General features: G+C 69.6%; 20 protein-coding genes. 16 read left to right on the top strand and 4 right to left on the bottom strand.

Going from position 1 to position 18,018, the window contains the following annotated elements; translation table 11 throughout:
- Positions 1-82: 82 nt before the first annotated feature.
- From DV707_RS06590 to DV707_RS06580, 3 genes are all read right to left on the bottom strand, one after another.
- Complete coding sequence (locus DV707_RS06590) at positions 83-433, bottom strand: DUF5802 family protein (protein ID WP_103990043.1); 351 nt, start codon at positions 431-433, stop codon at positions 83-85.
- A 118-nt stretch (positions 434-551) separates the two neighbouring features.
- The gene (locus DV707_RS06585; protein ID WP_103990044.1) at positions 552-851 is read right to left on the bottom strand and encodes a hypothetical protein; all 300 of its coding nucleotides are present in this window, start codon (positions 849-851) and stop codon (positions 552-554) included.
- Complete coding sequence (locus tag DV707_RS06580) at positions 841-1,905, bottom strand: zinc-binding dehydrogenase (RefSeq protein WP_103990045.1); 1,065 nt, start codon at positions 1,903-1,905, stop codon at positions 841-843. Before DV707_RS06580 ends, DV707_RS06585 begins: the two co-directional genes overlap by 11 nt.
- Positions 1,906-2,026: 121 nt before the next feature.
- On the opposite strand from DV707_RS06580, the gene dnaJ reads away from it, so the two are divergent.
- Both dnaJ and DV707_RS06570 read left to right on the top strand, forming a co-directional pair.
- Positions 2,027-3,202 carry a molecular chaperone DnaJ gene (gene dnaJ / locus DV707_RS06575; RefSeq protein WP_103990046.1) on the top strand — a complete coding sequence of 392 codons (1,176 nt, stop codon included), beginning with the start codon at positions 2,027-2,029 and terminating at the stop codon, positions 3,200-3,202.
- 403 nt (positions 3,203-3,605) lie between these two features.
- Positions 3,606-4,586 (top strand): sodium:calcium antiporter, encoded by a 981-nt coding sequence (locus DV707_RS06570; RefSeq protein ID WP_103990047.1) that lies wholly within the window; start codon positions 3,606-3,608, stop codon positions 4,584-4,586.
- Between the two features lie 8 nt (positions 4,587-4,594).
- Here the strand turns inward: DV707_RS06570 and DV707_RS06565 are convergent, their stop codons facing one another.
- Positions 4,595-5,002 carry a cupin domain-containing protein gene (locus DV707_RS06565; RefSeq protein WP_103990048.1) on the bottom strand — a complete coding sequence of 136 codons (408 nt, stop codon included), beginning with the start codon at positions 5,000-5,002 and terminating at the stop codon, positions 4,595-4,597.
- A gap of 119 nt (positions 5,003-5,121) precedes the next feature.
- Between DV707_RS06565 and DV707_RS06560 the strand changes: the two genes are divergently transcribed.
- The 14 genes from DV707_RS06560 (at position 5,122) to DV707_RS06495 (ending at position 17,970) form a co-directional block, all read left to right on the top strand.
- Entirely contained in the window at positions 5,122-5,439 is a 318-nt protein-coding gene (locus tag DV707_RS06560) for a cupin domain-containing protein (RefSeq protein WP_103990049.1), read from the top strand.
- 31 nt (positions 5,440-5,470) lie between these two features.
- Positions 5,471-6,280, top strand: a complete 810-nt coding sequence (locus DV707_RS06555; RefSeq protein ID WP_136361805.1) for an acyl-CoA synthetase family protein — start codon at positions 5,471-5,473, stop codon at positions 6,278-6,280.
- Positions 6,281-6,415: 135 nt separating this feature from the next.
- On the top strand, positions 6,416-6,622 hold the full coding sequence (locus DV707_RS06550) for a hypothetical protein (RefSeq protein WP_103990051.1): 207 nt from the start codon (positions 6,416-6,418) through the stop codon (positions 6,620-6,622).
- Positions 6,623-6,731: 109 nt separating this feature from the next.
- Entirely contained in the window at positions 6,732-7,178 is a 447-nt protein-coding gene (locus tag DV707_RS06545; RefSeq protein ID WP_103990052.1) for a DUF2240 family protein, read from the top strand.
- Between the two features lie 205 nt (positions 7,179-7,383).
- The gene (locus DV707_RS06540; RefSeq protein ID WP_103990053.1) at positions 7,384-7,953 is read left to right on the top strand and encodes a hypothetical protein; all 570 of its coding nucleotides are present in this window, start codon (positions 7,384-7,386) and stop codon (positions 7,951-7,953) included.
- A complete protein-coding gene (locus DV707_RS06535; RefSeq protein ID WP_103990054.1) occupies positions 7,953-8,633 on the top strand; it encodes a QcrA and Rieske domain-containing protein in 681 nt (226 codons plus the stop codon). The genes DV707_RS06540 and DV707_RS06535 overlap by 1 nt, the downstream gene beginning before the upstream one ends.
- A gap of 1 nt (position 8,634) precedes the next feature.
- Positions 8,635-10,083, top strand: a complete 1,449-nt coding sequence (locus DV707_RS06530) for a cytochrome b (RefSeq protein ID WP_103990055.1) — start codon at positions 8,635-8,637, stop codon at positions 10,081-10,083.
- The gene (locus DV707_RS06525; protein WP_103990056.1) at positions 10,080-10,307 is read left to right on the top strand and encodes a hypothetical protein; all 228 of its coding nucleotides are present in this window, start codon (positions 10,080-10,082) and stop codon (positions 10,305-10,307) included. Before DV707_RS06530 ends, DV707_RS06525 begins: the two co-directional genes overlap by 4 nt.
- Positions 10,304-13,390, top strand: a complete 3,087-nt coding sequence (gene narG / locus DV707_RS06520) for a nitrate reductase subunit alpha (protein ID WP_235010702.1) — start codon at positions 10,304-10,306, stop codon at positions 13,388-13,390. The genes DV707_RS06525 and narG overlap by 4 nt, the downstream gene beginning before the upstream one ends.
- Positions 13,387-14,439: a nitrate reductase subunit beta gene (gene narH / locus DV707_RS06515; protein ID WP_103990057.1), complete on the top strand. Its 1,053-nt coding sequence runs from the start codon at positions 13,387-13,389 to the stop codon at positions 14,437-14,439. Before narG ends, narH begins: the two co-directional genes overlap by 4 nt.
- Before the next feature lie 96 nt (positions 14,440-14,535).
- Positions 14,536-15,354: an ethylbenzene dehydrogenase-related protein gene (locus DV707_RS06510; protein WP_103990058.1), complete on the top strand. Its 819-nt coding sequence runs from the start codon at positions 14,536-14,538 to the stop codon at positions 15,352-15,354.
- A complete protein-coding gene (locus DV707_RS06505; protein WP_235010703.1) occupies positions 15,351-16,097 on the top strand; it encodes a molecular chaperone TorD family protein in 747 nt (248 codons plus the stop codon). The genes DV707_RS06510 and DV707_RS06505 overlap by 4 nt, the downstream gene beginning before the upstream one ends.
- On the top strand, positions 16,094-17,095 hold the full coding sequence (locus DV707_RS06500) for a phosphate ABC transporter permease (RefSeq protein WP_103990060.1): 1,002 nt from the start codon (positions 16,094-16,096) through the stop codon (positions 17,093-17,095). The genes DV707_RS06505 and DV707_RS06500 overlap by 4 nt, the downstream gene beginning before the upstream one ends.
- On the top strand, positions 17,092-17,970 hold the full coding sequence (locus tag DV707_RS06495; RefSeq protein WP_103990061.1) for a HEAT repeat domain-containing protein: 879 nt from the start codon (positions 17,092-17,094) through the stop codon (positions 17,968-17,970). Before DV707_RS06500 ends, DV707_RS06495 begins: the two co-directional genes overlap by 4 nt.
- The last annotated feature ends 48 nt before the right edge of the window (positions 17,971-18,018 follow it).

Here is an 18,018-nt window from a genome sequence, read left to right as displayed (position 1 = left end):
GGCGAGCGAGCCGCGCTCTCTGCGGGGGACGGAGGCGACCGAGTCGCGATTCCGTCGGGACGATCCCCGCCGCGGCAGCGGATCACGCCACGGCGTTGTCGTCGCCGAATCGATAGCCCGAGTACTTGAGTAGTTCCGCGGCGCGATCGGATTTCGCCAACAACACGTCGCGCTCGGCGGGGAGGTCGCCGTCGGTGACCGACTCGGGCACGGCGAGCGTTCCCGAGGGAACGTCGTCGTCGCCGAGCACCGGAATGTGACCGCTGTCGAGTTTCATCACGAGCGGCGCGTCGGTTCTGAAGAGCCCCTCGTCGCCGTAGAGGCGCTCGTTCACCCGTTCGTGGTCCGCCCGCTGTATCGCGGGGACGTCCCTGTCGGCTGGTTCGACGTACAGCCGTCCCAGGTAGTAGCCCGTCGAGAACGTTTCGAACATCTGTGCGAGAGGTTGTCACACACACTCGGCAATAAGTCTTTCCGGCAACGTTCAAGTCGAAGCGCAATCAGCGGATTTGGCGCACGGCGAGTATCTCTTCGACGCCGTTGTTCGTCGCTCACTCGTCGTCCGTCGCCGCGGTCATCGCCCAGACGGCGGTCAGTCCGAGGACCGCCGCCGGAAGCAGCGGGAGCACGAGCAAAGAGGCGATGTAGGGGATTCCGATCGCCGAGAGGACGCCCGGCCGGACGTAGATGACGCCGGGAACGACCAGCAGGCAGACCACGAGGACGGCGACGAGCACCCACCCGCGCGTGCCGAAGCCGTCGCCGTCATCACCCGATTCCGACTCCCGGGCCTCCGCGGCCGCGTCCGTCTCCCCCGGCCGATGGACGTATCCGCCGTCGTCAGGGTTCACTGTCCGGAATTACGACTACCTTGCCAAAGCCCTCCCGGTTCTCGATCAGTCCGTGGGCGCGGGCGGTCTCGCTCATCGGCAGCGTCTCGCGGATCCGCGGCTCGAAGACGCCGTCCCAGACGAGTTCCAGGACCTCCTCGGCCTGTTCGGGCGTCGCCATCGTCGAGCCGATGATTTCCAACTGGTTGAAGAACACCCGATTCAGCGCGGCGTCGGGGTTCGGTCCCGTGGTCGCCCCGCAGGTTACGAACCGGCCGCCCTTCCGGAGGCTCTTCAGCGAGCCCTCGTAGGTGGCGTCGCCGACGTGATCGACGACGACGTCGACGCCGCGGCCGTCGGTCAGGTCGTAGACCTCCCTGGCGAAGTCCGTCTCCTCGTAGTCGATGCCGTGGTCGGCCCCGCAGTCGGCCGCGTGTTCGAGTTTCTCAGCGGAGGACGCGGTAGCGTACACCTCACAGCCGGCGTGGTCGGCGATCTGCACCGCCGCGTGACCGACGCCGCCGGAGGCGCCGTGCACCAGGACGTGCTCGCCGGCGCGCACCTCCGCGCGGTGGATCAGCATCCGCCAGGCCGTCCCGAAGACGAGCGGCGCCGCCGCGGCGACCTCCCACGCAACGTGCTCGGGGACGGCGACGAGGTTCTCGGCGGGAACGGCAGCGTACTCCGAGTGGACGCCGCGGGCGTGCTCGCCGATGATGTGGAAGTCGGGCGACAGCGTCGGGTCGTCGCGGCGGGGGGACGCCGCGGCCCCGCCCGCCTCGTCGTCTCCGCCGTCGCCACCGACGCCTGCGAAGAGGGCGACGCGGTCGCCGGGGGCCACGCGCGTCACGTCCTCGCCGACCTCCCGCACGACGCCGGCCATATCGCTGCCGGGGACGTGCGGGAACTGGAGGTCGAGCCCCGGGAGCCCCCGTCGGGTCCAGACGTCGAGGTGATTCAGCGCACCGGCCTTCACGTCGACGAGGGCCTCGTCGCGGTCGATCTCGGGGTCGGGGAACTCGCCGTACTCGATGACGTCGCGGTCGCCGTGGCCCGTGAACTGGACGGCTTTCATACCGGGGTCTCTCCCGGCGAACACAAAAGCGCGAGGGCGGGCGATCCGACGGCTGGCCCGCTTTGGCCGTCTCCGACCCGTTCCGTTGAAGTATCTCAACCGTGTACGACACGCACAACGAATGAGCGAGGACTTCTACGACGTGCTCGGTGTCTCCAGAGACGCCACCGAGGACGAGATCAAGCAGGCCTACCGGAAGAAGGCCGCGGAGTATCACCCCGACGTCTCCGAGGAGGCCGACGCCGAGGAGAAGTTCAAGAAGATCAAGAAGGCCAAAGAGGTCCTCACCGACGACGAGAAGCGCCAGATGTACGACCAACTGGGCCACGAGCGCTTCGAACAGGCCGAAAAGCGCGGCGGCGTCGGAGGCGGCGGCGCCGGCGGCGGCCGCGGCCAGGGCAACCCCTTCGGCGGGATGGGCGGCGGTGGCGGTCAGGGAAGCCCCTTCGAGGACATCTTCAACCAGTTCTTCGGCGGCGGCCGCGGCGGCGGTGGCGGCAGGGGCCGCAGCCGTCCGCGCCAGGGCCAGGACCTCCGCACCCAGGTGACGCTCGACCTCGAAGAGGTCTACGAGGGCGTCGAAAAGCAGTTCACGATCACCCGCCCGGAGGAGTGCTCGGAGTGCGACGGCCGCGGACACCCCGCCGACGCCGACGTCAACACCTGTCCGGAGTGTAACGGGCAGGGACAGACCACGACCGTGCGCGACACCCCGCTCGGCCGCGTCCAGCAGACCCAGACGTGCCGGCGCTGCGAGGGGACCGGCGAGACCTACAGCGAGACGTGTTCGGCCTGCGGCGGCGACGGCGTCACCCGCGAGGAGGCGACGCTCTCGGTCGACATCCCCGCCGGGATCCGCGACGGCCAGACCCTCCGGATGGAACGGGAGGGCGCGCCCGGCGAGAACGGCGGCCCGAAGGGCGACCTCCTCATCGACGTCTCCGTACGCGATCACGAGGACTTCGAGCGCGACGGCGACGACCTCTATCACCGCCACCCGATCTCGTTCCCGAAGGCGGTCTTCGGCGCGACCGTCGAGGTCCCGACCGTCGACGGGACGACGGAACTGGAGATCCCTGCGGGCACCCAGAGCGGCGAGGAGTTCCGGATCCGCGACGAGGGGATGCCGCACCTCCGCGGGCGCGGCCGCGGCGACCTCTACGTCCAGGTGCAGGTGGTGACGCCCGACAGCCTCAACGACGAGCAGAAGGAGGCGCTCGAAGCGTTCGCCGAGGCCGGCGGCGAGGACGTCGACGTCAGCGAGGGCTTCTTCGAGAAGATCAAGAACTCTTTCTAATCTACCTTTTTCCACGGAGGGGGCCGAAGGCCCCCTCCGCGCAAAAACCTAGAGGGAAAAAGGCCGCCGACGTCACGGCTTTCGGCCGCTCGTCGGCGGTGACACCGGTCGCTTCCCCGCCACCGCACCGCGCCGATGCTCCAACTCATAGGGACTATCGCAGCCGACCGGCGGTCGACTCCTCGGCCGGCCGCGGTCTTCGATTCGGATGAACCCGAATCGATGGATTGCTACGATAACCCCCTCTCAGTGAGACTGCCGGTATCGCTCACCTCGCGAGTGCTCGACGAAGGAGAGGGGCCACGGCGCTCCCGTGCTCGGTCGTTCCTGACTGAACGAGATGACGCCGGCATACCGAAAAGTCAAACAGTAGTATGTTGACCCCTCGGAACTGTGAGGCAGTATGGTCAACGGAGGGATCGTCGTTCAATTCGCGGTCATCATCGGGGCCGTCCTCGGGTTGGGAATCGGTGCCCGAACGCTCGTCGACGCGGCGGTCAAGCTGGCCCAACGGTTCGGCGTCTCCGAGATCACGATCGCGCTGACGGTCGTCGCGGTCGGAACGTCGACGCCGGAACTCGTCGTGACGAGCGACGCCGCCCTCTCCGGGCTCGGCGACATCGCCGTCGGCAACGTCGTCGGCTCGAACATCTACAACCTCGCGTTCATCCTCGGCGTCGTGTCGCTGCTTCGCGTCATCCCGGTCGAGCGATCGCTGCTGCACCGGGACGGAATCGCACTGGTTCTCGCGACGTTCGTCGGTTTCGCAGTGCTGTTCGATCGGACCGTGACCCGCGGTGAGGGGATCGCCCTCGTCGGGCTGTTAGTCGGCTACACGATCTATCTGATCCGAGACGAGCGAGCACCGCCGCCGATCGACACCGAATACCCGGAATCGCGCGTGTCGGAAACGGTCGCGGAATCGGTGTCGCTCCCCGGACGCGACGTCCTCTTACTCCTCGGGGGGTTAGCGACCGTGCTGATCAGCGGGCACTATCTGGTGGAAGCCGCCTCGGCGCTCGCTCGATACGCGGGGGTCTCCGACTGGGTCATCGGCGGGACGATCGTTTCGGCGGGAACGTCGACGCCGGAGTTCGCGGTGTCGCTCCTCGCACTCCGGCGGGGACACATCGGGATGTCCGTCGGCAACGTCGTCGGCAGCAACATTTTCAACGTGCTCGGAATCCTCGGGGTCGCGGCAATCGTCCGTCCCCTCTCTGTCGGCGGCGCAGCGATAGAGGGCCTCCTCTGGCTGACGGTGATCACGGTCGTTATGGTCGGCGCCCTCTGGTCGGGTCGAAGACTCTCACGCCTCGAAGGCGGGCTCTTCGCCCTCTCGGAGGCCGTCAGATGGATCGCGGGGCTGTTCCGGGTCTTCGGCTGAAGAGCCCGTCACTCCCCGTCGCTCACGACGTAGGAACCGAAGTCGTCGACCGTCCCGACCGGCGGCGCGCCGAACGCGAGCCAGACGTGCGTTCGGTCGCCGGTCCGATTCAGCAGGTTCCGCTCGACGTCGGGCCGCACGCGGACGACGCCGCCCTCGGGGACGTCGTGGACGGACCCCTCGATGGCGATCTGTCCGTCGGTCAGCGCGACGAACACCTCCTCCTGGCCGCGCTCGCCGTCCGCGCCCTCGTGGGTGTGCGGCGTCGTCACCTCGCCCGGTTCGACGAGGACCTGGTTCACCCGGAGTTCCGTCGCCCCGAGGCGCTCGGTCAGCTTCCGAACCGACGTCTCGCAGGTGTTGAACTGTTCTTTCGGCACGCTCTCCGGCTCGACGACGTTGTAGCCCTCTGTCATCGGCTGCTCTCGCGCGTCGGTTTCGGCCGCAGGTCCGAAAAAGACCCGCCGAGAGGTCGGCCACTCGGAAACGTCCGGGACCCTCACTTTCACGTCGCTCTCGTCCGAACGGTCGGTCGATGTCGTACACGAAAGCGAACCACGCGGACGGCGACGAGAAGGCCCCGGGAATGTACTTCCTCCGAGAGGAACTCGACTGTGAGAACCTCGGACTCACCGTCATCGACGCCGAGGCCGGGTGGACCGGGATGGAACACGACCACGGCGAAGGCGGCCAGGAAGAGGTGTACTACCTGGTCGAGGGCGCGGCGACGATGGACGTCGAGGGCGAGACGGTGACGATGAGCGCCGGCGACGCCCTTCGCGTGGCGGCCGACGCGAGCCGACAACTGACCGCCGACGAGGCGAGCACGTTCGTCGTCGCGGGCGCTCCCTGACCCCCCGGCGGACGGGACGCGTCGATCGCCGGTGGGGGTGCCGTATCGGGAATCGACCCGCCGGCGGTCGTCGCGCGGCCGACGCCGTTTTGCTCCCCGCCGCCCGAGGCCCCGGTATGAACCCCGATCCAGAGCGGGAGGAGCCGTCCGGCCTCGGATCCGCCGGGGAGACAGCCGCCGGTGGGGAGTACCCGCCGCCCCCTCGGACCCCGAGACGCTCGCTGACCTCGTCGCCCGCGACCGACGAACGCCGGGCATCGCGCTCCGCGCCGAGCGCGTCGACCGGGCGTACAGCTACCGCAACTTCATCACGACGACGTACAAGGTCGGCAACGTCCTCCGCCACCTCGGCGTCCGCCGCGGAACGGAGGTCCTCGTGGTACCGGACCCGCTTCCCGAACCGGTCCTCGCCTTCTACGGCGCGGCTCAACTGGGTGCGGTCACACGCTTTTCCGACGCGCTTCCGTCGACCGATCCCCGCGTCGTGGTCGCGCCCGCGGACCGCGAGGCGGCGTTCGATCTGCCCCCCGGGCGCCACCTCGTCGTCTACGGCGACGCGCCGACGGAGCCGACGACGACCCACTGGGAGACGGAGGTCTGGAGCGAGAACCCGGCGGTCCATCCGGCGAGCGTCGAAGGGGCGGACCCGCTCCTGGCGGTCGGCGATCGGACCCACTCGCACGCCGACGCGCTGTCGGCAGGGTCCGGTGCGGGGGGAAGCGAGCGACCGCAACCGGGAGAGCGAGTCGTCGTCGAGGGCCCGTTCGAGGACTACGAGGCGGTCGTCGACGGCCTCGTCGAACCGATCGCCGCGGGCGCGACGATCACGCTCACCGGGTGAGTCTGCGTTCCCTCCGGACGCGACGATCACGCTCACCGGCGTGTCCACCGTTTTCCCCGGACGCGACGCGTTCGTGGTTCCCATCGGTCGAGAACCGGACGAAGAGCTATCACCGGTAACTGACAATACTTGGATATGGTGCTCAGAGCCGTCGCTCTCGTCTTCGGCATCGTCGAACTGATCGCTCCGCGCCGACTCGTCGACTTCTGGATGGGGCTGGCGACGACAGACGACGTGGAACTCAGACCGTGGGTCTACACCGCCGCCCGCGCCGAGGGAGTAGTCCTCGTGCTGTGGGCGCTCAAGGGCGGCTGTTCGGGCGACGACGAACCCTCGCCCTGAGCGGGTCCGGTGATCGAGACCGAATCCGCCGCCCCGGAATGGACGGAGACCGTCAGCCGACCGAGCGGAAACCGAGGGCTCCTTGAGGGTCGACGTCGGCCTACTGGGTATGAGCCTCGATGTCGCCGTCGCCGTCCCGTTCAAACAGCAGGGGACGACGCGACTGGGCGAGGGGGAGTTCGTCGTCGCGCTCTCGTTGGACCGGAACTGGTTCTCGCCGGACCAGGCGAAGCGGCTCATCGACATCGCCGCCGGGCGCGGGTTGCTCGCGCGCGAGGACGGCGACCTCGTCGCGCAGTTCGACCCGCCCGCGGTCGACGTGCCCGAGGAGTACGAACCCGACGAGTCCGTCCTCCGCGAGCAGTCGGCCTTCGAGCGGATTCTGGACGCGCTCGTCGCGGCCGGTCACGACAAACAGGACGCCGTGGCGGCCGTGAACGAGCGCCAGCGACGCCTGGGTGTGAGCGTCGAGGCGGCCGCCGCGCTGTACGCCCGTCAGCAGGGCGTCGACGTCGGCGACGCGGCACGGAGCGCGAAGTCCGAACTCGACGGGTGAGCGCTTCGGGCCGACCGTCTCCGCCGAGACGCTCACCGTCGATCGGCCCGCGACGCTGGTGCCGTTCCCACGTATGAACACGGAGCCGAACATATTCGTAATTAAAATTTAACATAGTTCCTGGTGTGGATCGAGGTGTAGGTCGGAGAACCGCGCGCCGATCACGCGCCGATCAGTCAGTAGTCCGATACCCGCTCCACCGCCAATGGACCGCCGCACAATCGTCATCGTTGGGATTCTGCTCGCAGTGCTCCTCCCGATGTGGTTCGTCGCGATGCAGGGCGAACCCCCCTCCGAGGAGGTCGAACTCGACCAGAGTGTCAGCGAGATACGACCGCTGGATGGCATCGTCGATACACCGAACAAGCTCTCGCCCAGCCAGGTGGGCGTGATCGTCTGGATCGCGCTCTTCGGGCTGGTCGGCGTGACCGCGTTCTTCCATCGGTTTATGGACAGAGCGGCCCGCCCGGACGCCGACGCGACCGTCACCGACGGCAGCGGCCTCTCGTTCCCCTGGATCGAGACCGAAGAGCGCTGGCTCGTCGAGTACCACCCGCCGAGCGACGCCGCCGAGGGGCTGATCGCGATGGGGGGGCTGACCGTCCTCACGATCGCCTTCGCGGCGCTGTTCACCGGGGAGTACCTCACGTTAGCGCGGACGCAGTACTTCGGCGTCTACGCGTTCGGGATGTTCATGTCGCTGGCCGGGCTGACCGTCTCGTACTACGCCTGGTTCATGCCGCACCTCGAAGTGGCCGAACGGAGGGAACACTGATGCCGCGGAACGGTGAGGATCTCCCCGTCTCCGAGGGCGTCGACTCGGACGGCTGCGGGTGTCCCTGCGAGGGGGACGTCCCGTCGAACGAACCGAGCATCTACGAGGAGTTCTGGCGCGACGGCCGGGCGCGGATGGAGCGCCGAGACTACGCGAAGGCCCTGGCGACGGTCGGTGGACTCACCGCCGTCGCGAGTCTCGTCGCGCCGCTGGCCAGTCTCACGCGCGTGTTCGAGCGGAGCTACACCGGCCCAGTCTACTCCGACGGGGTCGCGCTCGTCGACGGCAACGGCGAGCGGGTCGAGGAGGGCCGCCTCGCGGAGGGGGAACTCCTGACCGTCTTCCCGGAGGCCCGACCCGGGATCGACCGCGCGCCGACGCTTCTGGTCAGATACCCCGAGGACGCCTACGGCGGCACCACCCGACTGGAGTTCACCGCCGGCGGCTACGCCGCCTACTCGAAGGTCTGCACCCACGCGGGGTGTATGGTGGCCGACCGCGACGGCGACACCCTCGTCTGTCCGTGTCACTCCGGACGGTTCGATCCGCTCTCCGGGGCCGACGTGACGGGCGGGCCGCCCCCGCGGGAACTCCCGCAGCTCCCGATCACCATCTCCGGCGACGGCTACCTCGTCGCCGTCGGGGACTTCGAGGGCCCGGTGGGCCCGGGGGGCGAGTGAGATGGCTCGACTCGACCGCCTCTACGGCTGGTTCGACACCCGACTCGACCTCGAGGAGGCGCAGACGTTCCTCGGGAAGGCCTTCCCCGCGGAGGACTCCTACCTGCTGGGCGAGATCGCCGCCTTCTGCTTCCTCCTCTTGATCCTGACGGGGCTCTTCCTCGGGTTCTTCTTCGAGCCGAGCATCAGCGAGGTCGAGTACGAGGGCAGCGTCGCCCAGTACCAGGGCGAGGAGATGCCCGAGGCGTTCGTGAGCGTGCTCAACATCACCTACGACGTGCCGTTCGGGATGTTGATCCGGCGGATGCACCACTGGGCGGCCCACCTGTTCGTCGCCTCGATCGGGTTGCACATGCTCAGGGTGTTCTTCACCGGGGCCTACCGCAACCCCCGCGAGATCAACTGGGTCGTCGGCTCCGGGCTGGCCGGGCTGACGATGTTCGCGGCCTACACCGGCTACGCGCTCCCCTTCGACGAGTTCGCGAGCACCGCCGCCGGCATCGGCTACAACGTCGCCATCTCGGTGCCGATTATCGGCGACGCCCTCGGACAGATCGTCTTCGGCGGCGACTTCCCCTCGACCGCGACGATCCCGCGGCTGTACTTCCTGCACGTGCTCGTGTTGCCGCTGGCGATCGCGGGACTGCTGGGACTGCACCTCCTCATCCTCATCCGACAGAAGCACACGGAGGCCCCGCGCGAGGCGGACGTCGAGGGGCGCGAGCCGGTCGACAGAGAGGACGACAGCGTCGTCGTCGGGCTGCCGATGGTGCCGAACCAGGCGGCGGTCAGCGCCGTCGTCTTCTTCCTCACGCTGGCGACGCTGTCGCTTCTGGCCGGCTTCCTCCCGGTCCACAACATCGCGGAGTACGGCCCGAGCGATCCGGCCTCGACGCCGTCGCTCGTGATGCCGGACTGGTTCCTGATGTGGGGGTACGGCTTCCTGAAGCTGACTCCCTCGTGGATGAGCTTCGACGTGCTCGGGATCCACCTCAGTTCGGAGTTCATCGGGGGGCTCGTCCTGCCGGGTCTCGTCTTCGCCGCGGTCGTCGCCTGGCCGTTCGTCGACTACGAGTCCGAGCCGACGCACTTCGGCGCAGACCCGCTGGAACGGCCGTCCCAGACCGCGGTCGGCGTCGCCGGCGTCGTGTTCATCATGCTGGCCTCGATCGCCGGGATGGACGTCATCGTCGCCGACGTCCTCGACACCTCGACGGCCGTCCTCAGGCCGTACCTCACGCTGCTCGTGATCGCCGGACCGATCGCCGCCGGCGCGGCCACCTACGCCGTGCTCGGCGGGTTCGACGACGACACGGGATCGGACGAACCGGCCGTCGGCGACGGCGACGCGGACGGGGACGGGTCGGCGGGCGACGGAGAAGCCGTGACGGAGGACGACGACGGCGACGCGATATCGAGCGCGGCCGACCGCTCGGAGGGCCGACGATGAGTGACAGACCCAACGGCCGCGCGCCGGCGAGCGACGGACGCGGTGGGGGGACGATCGCGCCCTCCGCCCGGCAGTACCGCTGGCTGGATCGAGCGAGCAAACTCCTGGGGGTGGCGCTGATCGCCACCGGTCTCCACATCGGCGGCGGGACGCCCGCGGGGATCGGCGTCGCGGCGGCGGGCGTCGCGGCCGGACTCCTGACCGTACTTATCGACAACCAATGAGCGACTCACACGACTTCCACGACGACTCGGAATCGACCACCGGGGGCATCGACGCCGCGCGGCGCGACTTCCTGAAGGGGATCGGCCTCGGCGCCGTGCTGGGGCTCGGAGGCGTGAGCGTCGCCGACCGGCAACTGGACATGGACGGCCTCGAGGTCGTCGACGACCCGATCGGCTCCTACGCCTACCGCGACTGGGAGGACCTCTACCGCGAGGAGTGGGACTGGGACTCGACGGCGCGGTCGACCCACAGCGTCAACTGCACCGGCAGTTGCTCGTGGGAGGTGTACGTCCGCAACGGGCAGGTCTGGCGGGAGTCCCAGGCCGGCGACTACCCCCAGTTCGACGAGAGCCTGCCCGATCCCAACCCGCGCGGCTGTCAGAAGGGCGCCTGCTACTCCGACTACGTGAACGCCGACCACCGCGTGCTCCACCCCCTGCGCCGCACCGGCGAGCGCGGCGAGGGGATGTGGGAGCGGATCTCCTGGGACGAGGCGTTGACGGAGATCGCCGAGGAGGTCGTCGACACCGTCCGAGCCGGCGAGTACGACGCCATCAGCGGATTCACGCCGATCCCCGCGATGAGCCCGGTCTCGTTCGCGTCGGGGAGCCGACTGATCAACCTCCTCGGCGGCGTGAGCCACTCCTTCTACGACTGGTACTCCGACCTCCCGCCGGGGCAGCCGATCACCTGGGGGACCCAGACCGACAACGCCGAGAGCGCCGACTGGTACAACGCCGACTACATCATCGCCTGGGGGTCGAACGTCAACGTCACGCGGATCCCCGACGCGAAGTACTTCCTCGAGGCGGCGTACAACGGCACGAAGCGCGTCGGCGTCTTCACCGACTACTCCCAGACGGCGATCCACTGCGACGAGTGGCTCTCGCCGGAGCCGGGCACCGACACGGCGCTGGCGCTCGGGATGGCCCGGACCATCGTCGACGAGGGCCTCCACGACGAGGCGCACCTCAAAGAGCAGACTGACATGCCGCTTCTCGTCCGCGAGGACACCGGGAAGTTCCTCCGCGCGAGCGAGGTCTCGGGCGTCGGCGGCGGCGCCGACGACCCCGAGAAGGTGTTCGTGATGCGGGATGCGAGCGGGAACCTGCGGGCGGCCCCGGGGTCACTGGGCGACCGGGACGGCCAGCACGACGCGAGCGCCAGCATCGAACTGGGCTTCGACCCGCAACTGTCCGCCGAGGGGTCGGTCTCGACGACCGACAGCGGGCAGGTGTCGGTGCGGACGGTGTGGGACAACCTCCGCGAGGAACTGGCGACCTACACCCCCGAGCACGTCAACGAGGTAACCGGCGTCGGCCGCGAGACCCACCAGGAGGTCGCCCGCGAGTTCGCGGAGGTCGACCGCGCGAAGATCATCCACGGCAAGGGCGTCAACGACTGGTACCACAACGACCTCGGCAACCGGGCGATCCAGTTGCTCGTCACGCTGACGGGGAACCTCGGCCGGCAGGGCACGGGACTGGACCACTACGTCGGCCAGGAGAAGATATGGACCTACAGCGGCTGGCAGTCGCTGTCGTTCCCGACGGGCAGCGTCCGCGGCGTCCCCACGACGCTGTGGACGTACTACCACTCGGACATCATCGACAACGTCGACGAGGAGACCGCCGACCGGATCCGCGAGGCGATCGACCGCGACTGGATGCCGGTGTACCCCGAAGAGCGGGACGACGGCTCCCGGCCCGACCCGAGCGTCCTCTTCATGTGGCGCGGCAACTACTTCAACCAGTCCAAGGGCAACGTCGCCATCGAGGAGCGGCTCTGGCCGAAGCTCGACCTGATCGTCGACATCAACTTCCGGATGGACTCCTCGGCGCTGTACTCCGACATCGTCCTGCCGACGGCCAGCCACTACGAGAAGCACGACCTCTCGATGACGGACATGCACAGCTACGTCCACCCCTTCACCCCCGCGGTCGAACCGCTCGGGGAGTCGAAGACCGACTGGCAGATCTTCCGCGAACTCGCGGCGAAGATCCAGGAGGTCGCGACCGAGCGCGGGATCGACCCCATCGAGGACCGCTCCTTCGACCGCGAGATCGACCTCCAGTCGGTCCACGACGACTACGTCCGCGACTGGGAGACCGGCGAGGCGGGCGCGCTGGCCGAAGACCGGGCGGCCTGCGAGTACATCCTCGAGAACTCCGAGGAGACGAACCCGTCGGACAGCGACGAGCGGATCACCTTCGAGGACATCGACGAGCAGCCCCGCCGGTTCCCGAAGGCGGGCGACCACTGGACCTCCGACATCGAGGACGGGGAGGCCTACACGCCCTGGCAGAGCTACGTGCAGGACAAAGAGCCCTGGCCGACGTTCACGGGTCGCCAGCAGTATTACATCGACCACGACTGGTTCCTCGACCTCGGCGAGGAGCTGCCGACGCACAAGGACGCGCCGACGCTGCAGGACAAATCCGAGTACCCGCTGCGGTACAACACGCCGCACGGCCGGTGGTCGATCCACTCGACGTGGCGCGACTCCGAGAAGATGCTCCGCCTCCAGCGGGGCGAACCGATCGTCTATCTCAACCCCGAGGACATGGACGAGCGGGGCATCGAGGACGGCGACACCGTCCGGATCTACAACGACGTCGGCGAGGTCGAGATCCAGGCGAAGCGCTACCCCAGCGGCGAGCCCGGCACCGCACGGATGTACTTCGCCTGGGAGCGCTTTCAGTTCCCCGACCGCAACAACTTCAACTCGCTCGTCTCGATGTACATGAAACCCACACAGCTCGTCCAGTACCCCGAGGACACCGGCGAACACCTGCACTTCTTCCCGAACTACTGGGGCCCGACCGGCGTCAACAGCGACGTCCGCGTCGAGGTCGAGAAGGTCGCGGACGCGGACCAGGAGGGCAGCGGAAGCGACGAGCGGATCGACGGCGCACCGACCGACGCCGAAACGGCGGGCACCGAATCCGTCGACGGCGAACCGGCCGACACAGCCGGTGACGAGCCCGAGGCCGATCTGACCGTCGGCACCGACGGCGGCCCGGGAGGCCGATCCGACGCGGCCTGGGACACCGCCGACGATCCGGGGGGTGAGCGCCGATGAGCCAGACCGGCAGCGGCGAGGACGTCCGCCTCGCCGAGGGGATCGACCACCAGGTCGCGATGGTGATGGACCTGAACAAGTGCATCGGCTGTCAGACCTGCACGATCGCCTGCAAGACCAACTGGACCGACGGCGGCGGGCGCGAGTACATGTACTGGAACAACGTCGAGACCAAGCCCGGCTCGGGCTACCCACGCGACTGGGAGGAGATGGGCGGCGGCTGGGACGAGGAGGGCCAAGAGCGGACGCCCGGCGACCTCCCCGAGAGCGAGGACTACGGCCGCCCCTGGGAGTTCAACCACGAGCAGGTGATGTACGAGGGCAGCGACGAACCGCTTCGCCCGATGGACCAGGCGGACTGGGGGCCGAACTGGGACGAGGACGAGGGCGCCGGCGAGTACCCCAACTCCTACTACTTCTACCTGCCCCGCATCTGCAACCACTGCACGCACCCCTCCTGCGTGGAGGCCTGCCCCCGCTCGGCGCTGTACAAGCGCGAGGAGGACGGCATCGTGCTCGTCGACCAGGACCGCTGTCGGGGCTACCGCTACTGCGTCGAGGGCTGTCCGTACAAGAAGGTCTACTACAACGCGATGAAGAAGACCTCCGAGAAGTGCATCTTCTGTTACCCCCGGATCGAGGGCGAGGGGCCGGAGGGGGAGGTGATGGCGCCCTCGTGTGCGGAGGACTGCCCGCCGCAGTTGCGGATGGTGGGCTACCTCGACGACGAGGAGGGGCCGATCCACAAGCTCGTCAACGAGTACGAGGTCGCGGTGCGGCTCCACCCGGAGTACCGCACCGAGCCGAACGTCTACTACATCCCGCCGTTCGCGCCGCCGCAGCACTCCGAGAGCGGCGAGTCCGTCGAGGCCGAGCGCATCCCGCGGAACTACCTCGAAGAGCTGTTCGGTCCGGCGGTCAACGAGGCGCTGAACACGATCGAGCGCGAGCGCGCGAGGGTCGAACGCGGCGAGGAGAGCGAGGTGATGGAGATGCTGACGACGACTGACACCGCGGACCAGTACCGCCTGGAGGTGTTCGACGAATGACCGTCGACCGACTGGGGTGGGGGGTCGGCCTCCGGCGCGGACTCCCCGTCGCAGACCCGAACCGACCGTCGGAGCCCACCCGGAGGTGGCCGCACGATGGACCGTAGGCCTCTGCTCCTGGCTGCGGTGCTCGCGCTCGCGGTGGTCGCGACGACCGTCGCCGTCCCGGCGATGGTCTCGGCGCGGCCGGCCTACGAGATCCCGGTCACCGCGGCCGACGACCCCGACTCGCTCGACAGCGCCGAGGGCGAGGCGTGGACGGAGGTGCCGGCGGCGGGCGTTCCACTCAGCAGCGCCGGCGCGGCCGTGCCCGGCGGCGACGACACCACGGTCGAGAACGTCCGCGTCGCCAGCGCTCGGACGGACGAGCGCCTGTACGTCCGGCTCTCGTGGGAGGATGGGACCCGCGACACCGGGGCCGACGACGTGCGGGAGTTCCCCGACGCCGTCGCGGTCCAACTGCCGGCCAACGAGTCGGCGCGACCGCCGATCACGATGGGGAGCACCGACAACCCGGTGAACGTCTGGTACTGGAACGGGGCGAACGCGAGCCAGGAACTGTTGGCTGGCGGCCCGGGGACGACGACGACCCTGACCGACAGCGAGTTGCGGACGGCCGCCACCTACGACGGCGGCCGTTGGCGGGTGGTCTTCTCGCGACCGCTCGCCGGTGCGAGCGAGAACCGGACCACGATAACGGGGACCCGGGACGTCGACGTCGCCGTCGCGGTCTGGAACGGCTCGAACATGGAGCGCTCCGGACAGAAGGCCACGAGCGAGTGGTACTACCTCGCGCTCGGCCCCGGCCCTCAGGGACCGCCCTACGAGGCGATCCTCTGGACGGTCGCCGGAGTCGCCATCGTCCTCACGACGCTCGTGACGATCGAGGGCGTCCGCCGAACGAGGGGTGAGTGACCGTGGCGGCACACGGTGAGGGCGAGGAATCCGGCTCCGCGGTCGCATCGGACGACGTCTCCGACGAGATCGAGGTCGAGGCCGGCGCGCGCGGGGCGGTGTATGCGCTCCTGGCGCGGCTGTTCACCGAGGCCGACGAGGAACTGTACGCGGCGCTTTCCGGCGGCGGGGTGACCGACGAGTGCGCCCGACTGCTGGAGCGCACCGGCCTCGACGTCGACCCGCCGGACCTTACGGTCGAGGAGGAGAGGGAGACGCTCTCGGCGCGGTACAACGACCTGTTCGTCGTCGGCTACTCGGAGGTCGTCGACCGGACCGACGGCACCGTCCACAACGAGGGCCCGCCGGTGTCGCTGTACGAGTCGGGCTACCGCCCGAACGTCTCCTGGAACGACGTGAACCTCGACTTGGCGCGGGCCTACGAGTACTTCGGCTGTCAGGTCGACGAGGACGTCCGCCGGAACCACGACCACCTCCGCCTCGAACTGGAGTTTATGGGCTACCTGTGTCGGCGGGAGGCCGCGGTCGACCCGGACGTCGCCGCCGCCAGACTCGACTTCCACGACCGGCACCTCCGCCCGTTCGCGGAGGGGATAGCCGACGCGCTGGCATCCGAAACCGGGACCGGACTGTACGGTCGCCTCGGCGACTTCCTGGACCGGTTCACCGCGGCGGACGTCGACGACCTGGCCGCCCGTCGGGAGGCGGCCGAGACGGACGCGAGCCGGGGGGAGCGCCGATGAAAAACGAGTCTTCCAGCCCCGCCCACCGGAGCGGGGAGCGCGACGGCGAGCGGGGTCGCGCGGAGCCCGGAAGCGGCCCCCAGACCCGGGCGGTCGTCGAACGCGCCGCGGAACGGGGTGCCGCCTCGCGCGAGCGAGTCGCGCTCGGTGCGGGCGGGGTCGCGCTCGCGACGGTCGCCGCCGCGACGGCGCTCACGGTCCTCCGGAACCTCCCGTCCGATCCGGTCGCCGTGCCCGGGCTCTCCCGAGCGCTCGTCGCTGCCACGCCGTTCGTAGTCGGCGTCGCTCTCGTCGCCGTGGCGGTCGCGTCGCGTCGCGACGTCGTCCGCGTCGGCCTGCTCTTCGCCGGCGTCTTCGGCCTGCTGGCGGCGACCGACGCGGGAGCGGTCCTCCCGGCCACGGTCGCTCTGATCGCCGGCGGTGGCGTCGCGCTCCTCGGCGGCCTGGGCCGCCCCACGACGTACCGCGGGTTCCGCCTGCGGGTGATCGCCGCCCTCGTCGTCGCCGGCGTCGCCGTCTCGCTGGCCAGCACCGCCGGCCTGATCGGCGTCGGGTTCCGCGGCCCCGGCGGAGTCCTCGCGCTCGGCGGACTCGCGGCGCTCGGGATCCGCGCGGAGGGCGACCGGTTCGCGCTCCTGGCCGGCGGAGTGGTGGTCGCGCTCGCCGTCGTCGCCGCCGCGTCGCGGCCGTTCGTCGTCGGCAGCGGCCTGCTCGTCGGGATCGCCGCCGTCGACGTCCCGCATCTCCTCGTCGCGCTCGCGCTCGGCGGTGGGACGGCCGCGGCCGTCGCCGGGATCCACCGCGGCGAGTACGGACTCGCCGTCGGTGCGGGACTGCTGGTGGTCGCCGGCGTGCCGGCGACCCTCTCGGCGGCGATGGCGGTCGTCCTCGGCGCGTCGCTCGCGCTCCTCCCGGTCGAGAGGCTCCTCGGGACCGACCGCGGCGGCGGGGAGTCGGGCGGCGTGTCCGAGAACCGGGATCGAGGGGTGTCGCGATGAGGGACGAGGAGGAGGCCACCGACGGGCCGACGGACCCGCGCGTCCACCCCGAGGAGAGTCCCGGGTTCGGCGAGGAGCCCGCGGGGCTCGAAGAGATCGAGGTGAGCAGGGACGTCACGCTCGGCGAGGCGACGCCGCGGGAGTTGCAGGCGACGGACCTGGGGCCGGTCGCGGACCGCTCTGCCGTCGAGTTGATCGAGGACCTGACGGACGGGGACGTCGTCGAGCGCCGACGCGCGGCGCTCGCGCTGGGCGAGGAGCGACCGGCCGAGGGGGTCGTGGATGCCCTCGTCGAGATCGGACTGGCGGACGACGACAGCGACGTCCGGCAGTTCGCCGTCGAGTCGCTCGGGAACCTCGGCGGGGAGGTGCCTGCTGACCCCACCGGGAGCGGCGACGTCTCCGACGAATCGCTCGGCGCGGCGGCCCTCGAAGCGCTCGCCGACGAGGACCCCTGGGTGCGCGCGGAGGCCGTCGTCGCGCTCGATCGGATCGACCGGACCGCCTACGAGTCGCACCTCGAAGCGGCGCTGGGCGACGACCACCACGCGGTCCGCCGGAACGCGGCGGTCTCCCTGTTCAAGATCCGCGGCGAGGACACCCTGGAGATCCTGCTCGACCTCTCGACGGACGACAGCGAGCGCGTCCGCGAGTGGGCGGCCCACCTCCTCGCGGGCGTCGAGGACGACCGCGCGGAGCGGCGGTTGACCGAGATCGCCGCCGACGAGTCGGAACCGGAGGTCGTCCGCAGCACCGCGGCGCGGTCGCTGGAGGCCGACCCCGGGAAGTTCCGGCGGCAGTTCACCGGCGGCATCGAGAACGACAGCGCGGACCGCCCGGGAGAGAGCCGCTTGAACCGACGGCCGGACCTCTGAGCGGCCGGCCGCTGCCCCCTCACGGAGCGACGAAGGCCGGACCTACCA

This window comes from Halobellus limi (assembly GCF_004799685.1).
Classification (GTDB): Archaea; Halobacteriota; Halobacteria; order Halobacteriales; family Haloferacaceae; genus Haloquadratum; species Haloquadratum limi.
This window is presented reverse-complemented; position numbering and strand designations above follow the sequence as displayed.